Source organism: Cellulomonas septica (assembly GCF_012396155.1).
In the GTDB taxonomy this organism is placed as follows: Bacteria; Actinomycetota; Actinomycetes; order Actinomycetales; family Cellulomonadaceae; genus Cellulomonas; species Cellulomonas septica.
Genome location: NZ_JAAXOY010000775.1, coordinates 1 through 1,492, shown reverse-complemented (window position 1 = coordinate 1,492; position 1,492 = coordinate 1). Strand labels below are relative to the sequence as shown.

Genomic DNA, 1,492 nt, shown 5'->3' with positions numbered 1-1,492 from the left:
GACGTCGCTCACCGTCGTCGGGACGCCGGCGGTCGCGGCCGCGTGCAGGACGCGCTGGACGGCCGCCGGCCGCGCGTCGTCCCCCACCCGGACGGTCAGGGCCGGCACCGAGCGGTACCGCAGGACGTTCTGCTCGACGGCGAGGCCGCTCGGGTCGTGCTCACGGCCGAACATCTCCTCCCACGCGCGCCGGTCGTCGGCGCGCGCCCGGTCGAGCCACGCGGCGTCGTCGGTGGGGACGTCGGGTGCGTCGGACCAGGTGCCGAGCTGCGCGACGTAGTGCGGCCCGCCGGCCTTGGCGCCCGGTCCGACGACTGACGCCTTCCAGCCGCCGAACGGCTGCCGCCGGACGATCGCGCCGGTCGTGCCGCGGTTCACGTAGGCGTTGCCGACCTCGACGCGGTCGAGCCAGGTCGTGATCTCGTCCTCGTCGAGCGAGTGCAGGCCGCCCGTGAGGCCGAACGCGACGGCGTTCTGCCACGCGATCGCCTCGTCGAGCGTGCGCGCCCGCATGATGCCGAGGACCGGTCCGAAGCACTCGGTGGTGTGGAACCACGACCCGGGCGCGACGCCGTGCCGCACCCCGGGCGTCCAGAGCCGCCCGGAGACGTCGAGCGGTCGGGGCGCGACGAGCCACTCCTCCCCCTCGTCAAGCGTCGTGAGCGCGCGCAGCAGCTTCCCCGACGCGGGCTCGACGAGGGGCGGCACGCTCGTGGCGAGGTCGTCGCTGTGGCCGACGCGCAGGGACGACACGGCGTCGGCGAGCTGCCGTCGCAGCCGGTCGTCGGTGCCCGCGGACCCGACGAGGATCGCGAGCGAGGCGGCGGAGCACTTCTGACCGGCGTGCCCGAACGCGGACTTCACGAGGTCGGCGACGGCCAGGTCGACGTCGGCGGACGGCGTGATGACCAGGGCGTTCTTGCCGGAGGTCTCGGCGAGCACGTCAAGGTCGTCGCGCCAGCCGGCGAACAGGCGTGCGGTCTCGATCGAGCCGGTGAGGACGACGCGCGCGACGTCGGGGTGCGTGACGAGCCGCCGGCCGACGTCACCCTCGGGGCTGAGGACGACGGTCAGCGTGCCGGCGGGGGCGCCCGCGTCGTCGAGAGCCCGGAGGATCGCGGCCATCGCGACCTGCGCGCAGCGGGGCGTCGCCGGCGCGGGCTTGATCAGCACGGGGCTGCCGGCGGCGAGCGACGCGAGCACCGACCCGACAGGGATCGCGACGGGGAAGTTCCACGGCGGCGTCACGACGGTCACGCCCGACGGCCGGTGCACGGCACCGGGCACGGACCCGTCGGCGAGCTCCTCGGCGCGGTCGGCGTAGTAGCGCGCGAAGTCGACGGCCTCGCTCACCTCGGGGTCGGCCTCGGCGACCGTCTTCGACGCCTCGTGCACCATGGTCGCGACGAGGTCCCCCCGGGCTCGCTCGAGCGCGACCGCCGCGGCGCGCAGGACCGCCGCGCGACGGGCCGGCGGCGTCGCGGCCCAGGCG

General features: G+C 76.0%; 1 protein-coding gene. It reads right to left on the bottom strand.

Annotation, left to right across the window (positions count from 1 at the left end):
• Positions 1 to 1,492: aldehyde dehydrogenase family protein (locus HGA02_RS19035; protein WP_168680932.1), on the bottom strand; the 1,492-nt coding region annotated here is incomplete at both ends.